Source organism: Flavobacterium sp., from assembly GCF_003525665.1.
Lineage (GTDB): Bacteria > Bacteroidota > Bacteroidia > Flavobacteriales > Flavobacteriaceae > Flavobacterium.
Genome location: NZ_DQDX01000004.1, coordinates 1,025 through 6,489 on the forward strand (window position 1 = coordinate 1,025; position 5,465 = coordinate 6,489).

Consider the following 5,465-nt stretch of genomic DNA (forward strand, 5'->3'; position numbering starts at 1 on the left):
AAAATTAAAAAAAAAAAACAAAAAAATAGTAAAGAAAAAAAAAGGATAAAATTGAGACCCTTACTTTGAAAAAAAGTTATTTTATTTTTTCAAATAGAAAACAATATGCATTAATGGTGTTTTAAGTGCAAAATAAAATTAATCACTTTATATTGTATAATCGTTTCGTTAACATCAAACTCTTTTCCTACTATTTCAAAGATTATTATATTTAAACAAGTTTGGAAAATATAGAAGCCAAAAAGTGCAAAACGATGCAAAATAGTTATTAGCGAAATGAAGCAAACAAAGAAGCGGCTTTAGGAATACTTGGACTAAAGACGGTTTTTGTGCAGGTGAATGAGGTAATGACTATTTTAATGAAATTAGTGTAAATCAATTAAAAGAAACATATCTTATCAATATACATAAATTAGGATAAAGAATGTTCCAATTTCTCTTTCCATTTTTCCCAATTTGGAGATAAACGGTTTTGTAAATCGTAGAACTCTTTATTGTGATTGTGGTGTATTAGATGGCACAACTCGTGAATGATTACATATTCTATACTTCCTTTTGGTGCTTTAATTAATTCTGTGTTTAGAATTATTTTGCCTGTAGAAGTACAACTACCCCAACGCATTTTTAAACTACGGATTACCAATTGGGAATTACGAATTGGGAATTCTTTGTGTAAAGTTTTGCATTTTTCCAAAACTTCTGCAAATACTTCTTCGGCTTTTAGCTTGTACCAATCGTTTAAATTTTTTTCTAAATATTCAGGATTATTTTTTTTAGTTTTCATTATCATTGTACCTCTATAAAGTTTGATTTCGTTTATAGTATCTTCAATGATTTGCAACTTGTATTGTCTTCCTAAATAAAGGTGTGTTTCTCCATTAACGTATTTGCGTTGTGGTGTAAATGGTTTGTAACTACAGAAAAAAGCTTGCTGTTTTAATATCCAATTTGCTTTAGATTTTACTTTTTTATTAATATCACTAATATTTGCATCAGTAGGAGCCGTAACCGATACCAAACCATTTGGTTTTACTTTTATACCTAATGATTTTCTAGTAGCAAAAGACAAAGTATATTCAATGCGCTTACTACCATAGTTTATTTGTTGGATAGTGGTTAACATTAAATGTATTTTAGTTTAGCGATTTTTATTACTTCTTCAATCAGTTCATCAATTTTATCAAAAGAGAATTGCGTGTCGTATTGTTGTTGCTTCTCGAAAAGTAAATCATCGAGGTTATTTTTTAATTCTTTTTCAATTTCTGTATTGGTTTGCCAATCGATAATTAATGTATCATTTTCATAAACGATATTTTTAATACAATCTTCTATTTCTATGGCTGTATTGGCTTGCACTTCTTTTGGTTCAGGAGTGTTGTTAAAACTATTCTCTAAAACTGCATTTATAAGATTATAAAATGCAATTGCGTTTGGTTTTTCTTGTATAACACTAGGCACATTATTTTGTTTTCCTGTAAGGAATTGGTTTTCGTAGTCTTTGGCTCTTTGTAAATATAAAGCTTCATCTATACGGTGTTGATGGTAATCGTTTATTGCTTCTCTTATTAATGTTGAAAGACTTTTATAGAAGATTGGATCTTCATTCATTTTAACATTAATCGCTTTGATAGTTCTTGTTGCAATATGGTCCGCTTTTGCAGCTTTACCTACCATTTTTTCAACCTCTGCTTCGCGCTTATCCTTATCAAAAATATTTACTAATTCTGTAATTTTTAAAACTTCTCCTTCAGTTGTAATGTGTTTGTCTATTAGTTTTTGAATTTGAGATTCAAAAGCAGAAATATCAATATCATCATAATATCTTCTCTTTACATCTACTCTTAATTGCAAGAAAAATTTACTGTCTTTCTTGTATTTATCAATGGTCTTTTCGTTCTCAATATCGTTGAACTCAATTGATGCCATTGCTAATTTAAACAAACGTATAAAAGTTGAAAGCTTTTCATAAAATGGATGCCTTATACTATCATCGTTTAATAGTTCTGAATAAGCTTCAGCATCGTATTTATTTTTTATGGTTTTAAACAAATCCCAAACCTCACTATGCGCTTGTGGTAATTTTTCAATTTCCTTATTGATGTTTATTATTGTTCCTGATAATTCTTCTTCTGCAAAATCATTTAAACCACTGTATGTATTTAATGCTTTGTCTAAGTTTTCTAAATTTCCGAAATAGTCAATAATAAATCCGTATTCTTTTCCTGGTGCTACACGATTAACCCTTGCAATGGCTTGAAGTAATGTATGTTCTTTTAATGATCTAGTTATGTATAAAACTTGATTGTTTGGTGCATCAAAACCTGTTAGTAATTTATCTACAACAATAATAATTTCAGGTTGTTCTTGTTTTTTGAATGCACTAATTACTGATTTCTCGTAATCGGATTGTTTGCCATATTTACTCATCATGGCTTTGTAAAACTTTTGCACTACATCTTCATTTTCTTCAAAAGCATCTTCGTGATTTTCCCTAGTATCTGGTGCAGAAATTAATACTTCACAACTAACTTTTCCGATTTCTTTAAGGTATTCACGGTATTTAATAGCTGTAGTTTTATTTGGTGCTACTAATTGTCCTTTGAATCCTGTACCTTGAATGTTAGCTTCGAAATGTTCACTAATATCCCAAGCTCTTGCATAAACTACTTGGTCGGCTTTATTTATTTGATTTGTTGAACTGAATTTTCTTTTTAGTGCCACTTTGCCATAAGGTGTAGCAGGTTCAGAAACTTTATCAAAATATGTGTCTAATGGTTTGTCATTTACTTCAATTACATTGTGTCTTCCCTCGTACAATAAAGGTACAACTGCTTTATCATCAACAGCATCTGTTATAGAATATACATCAATTAAGCCACCAAATTTATTGGCTGTGCTTTTTTCTTTTTTCATTAATGGTGTTCCTGTAAATGCTACAAAACAAGCATTAGGAAATACCTTTCTCATTTTTACATTGAATGTTCCGTATTGGCTTCTGTGTCCTTCGTCAATTAGTACAAATATATTAGGTGAAGTAAAACCATCCTTCGATTGGTTTATTGCTGCTTCAAATTTGTGAATTAAAGTTGTAATAACAGCATCGGTTGGACTGTTGATTAAATCGACTAAATGTTTTCCTGTTTGCGCTTCTTCTACTTCTACATGGCATTTTTGGAATGTTTCTGTAATTTGTGTATTTAAATCTATTCTATCGGTAACAAGAATTATTTTTGGATTTTTAATGTCTTTTTGGGTTGCAATCATTTGCGCCAACATTACCATTGTTAATGATTTTCCGCTTCCTTGTGTATGCCAAATTACACCACCTGTTCGCTTACCATTAGCATCTGCAACACTAATTTTTTTGAGTGTTTCTTTAATAGCAAAATATTGCTGATACCGTGTTATTTTCTTAACTCCATCATCATAGACTATATAATTGAAAATAAGGTCTAAAATGCGTGATTTTTGGCATAAACTGAATAGTAGTTTGTCTTGTTCGGTTACTATTACTTCTTCTTTTTCTAATTGATTGAAAAATTGTAATACGTTTTTGAAACGTTGTTTGAATATTGAAGTTCGTTCTGTGTTTGGTAACTCACTATTTTTTAATTGACGTATGGCATCACCGTACATTATTCCTTCTTCTTTGGTACGGAAAACTTCTTTCCAAACGCTCCAAAATTCTTTTTGAGTAGCTGTGGTTGCATATCTTGCTTCGTTGACTGCTAGCGATAAAACCATGTTGGAATATTGGTATAAACCTCTTATACCATCTTCTAATTGATTACGTAAGTGTTGGGAAATTCCTTGTGTTACTGGTTCTTTGATGACATTACTTTTACACTCAATAATTACCATTGGAATACCATTGATGAATAAAACAATATCTGGACGATACGTATCGTTTCTATCGCTTCGTAAAACAGCGTATTCTTCAGTAACATGGAAAGTGTTGTTTTCTATATTTTTCCAATCGATGTATTGAAAAGAGAAACTTTTTTTATCGTTTAGAATGGTTTGCTCTAAACTTTTACCCAATGTTATTAAATCAAAAAATACTTGATTTGCTTTTATAAAACCATCTTGAATTGGTAGTTCTCTTAAAGCAATAATAGCCGCATTAATATTACTTTCTGAAAATGAAAACTCTTTGTTTTTGTATTGTATAGAATTTATTTTTTCGAGTTGTTTTTTCAAAATTGGTTCAAGTAATACATTGCTGGTTCTACCACCACGAAGCTCTAAAGCTTCGTCTGGAGCAATATATTGATACCCCATTTTTATGAGTAATTGCAATGCCGGTATTTGACTAATGTGGTCTTCTATGTAGGATGGTAATTGCATTTTATAACTAGTTTTATTTATTTTATTTTAGCAAATTGAGTTTCAATTTCATTTGAAAAATCTCCTGTTCTTCTCCATCCTGATGCTCCATTTTTTTCAATAGAAAAACCATTTTTTGAATGCAAAATTCTGTATTTATCGCCTTTGATTGTTGTAGCATAATATATACTATCTTTCTGTTGCCAATTTGTTAGTCTTTTTTGAACTTTATATAAATCATTTAAAAACTCACTTGCATTTGAATATCTTATTTTCAAATCTGAATGTGTAGATTTTTTAATAATATTAATAATTTCTTTACCTATATACGGAGGTAAAGTGTCATATTTTAGTAATTTATTTTTTAGTATTAATCCATAAATAATATTATCTACAAATACCGAAATCTCATATGCACCTGAAATTGATTTCAATTTAATTTGTTCTTTATTAGTCAACCATTCTGCGTATGTATCTGGGAAAAAACCGCCTAAAATTTGAAACATTGAAATACCTAATTGATAAATATCAGATTGAATAGTATAACAACCACCTTTAATAATTTCAGGTGGCATATATAGTGTTGTTGTTTTTGATCCTGCTATCTTACCCGAACTATTAAAATGCTTAATTGAACCAAAATCAGCAATTAATGGTTCACTATTTTCTTCATATACTAATATATTTTTTGGTTTAATATCTCGATGCAATATTTGAATTTTATCTTTATGTAACTCACTTAAACCATTCAAAATACCATGAATAATATTTAATGCTTTCTTTAAATCTAACTTTCCAGCTTTATAATATTTCTCTAAATCACCTCCATTGATTTCATCAGTCATAAAATAACTATGGTATTTACCAATTCTTTTTGCATCCATAACTTTTAATATATTAGGATGGTTAAGTTTTGATAATATTTTTGGCTCATTATGAGAACTATCAGATGCACTACCATAATAAATCTTTAGAGCAATGCGTTTATTAAAAATTTTATGTTCCCCAAAAAAAATATCACAATTGCCACCTTCTTGTGAAACTCTGTCAATTATAAAATCTTTTTGACCATTCAAAAAATCAACAACTTCATCGTCAAGACCTAATTCAGAAATATCCATACTTTTATTAATTATTTT

General features: G+C 29.3%; 3 protein-coding genes. All 3 read right to left on the minus strand.

The genetic code is table 11. From position 1 onward, the window contains the following. Window positions 1-412: 412 nt before the first annotated feature. Complete coding sequence (locus tag DIU01_RS00395; protein ID WP_290831290.1) at window positions 413-1,123, minus strand: M48 family metallopeptidase; 711 nt, start codon at window positions 1,121-1,123, stop codon at window positions 413-415. Beyond that, complete coding sequence (locus DIU01_RS00400; RefSeq protein ID WP_290831291.1) at window positions 1,123-4,347, minus strand: type I restriction endonuclease subunit R; 3,225 nt, start codon at window positions 4,345-4,347, stop codon at window positions 1,123-1,125. The genes DIU01_RS00395 and DIU01_RS00400 overlap by 1 nt, the downstream gene beginning before the upstream one ends. Before the next feature lie 17 nt (window positions 4,348-4,364). Further along, a partial coding sequence (locus tag DIU01_RS00405; RefSeq protein WP_290831292.1) for a serine/threonine-protein kinase occupies window positions 4,365-5,465 on the minus strand: 1,101 nt, incomplete at its 5' end.

Bases quoted from the DNA above. Each gene is read 5' to 3' on its own strand.
- DIU01_RS00395 (WP_290831290.1), bottom strand. From the start codon at position 1,123: ATGTTAACCACTATCCAACAAATAAACTATGGTAGTAAGCGCATTGAA.
- DIU01_RS00400 (WP_290831291.1), bottom strand. From the start codon at position 4,347: ATGCAATTACCATCCTACATAGAAGACCACATTAGTCAAATACCGGCA.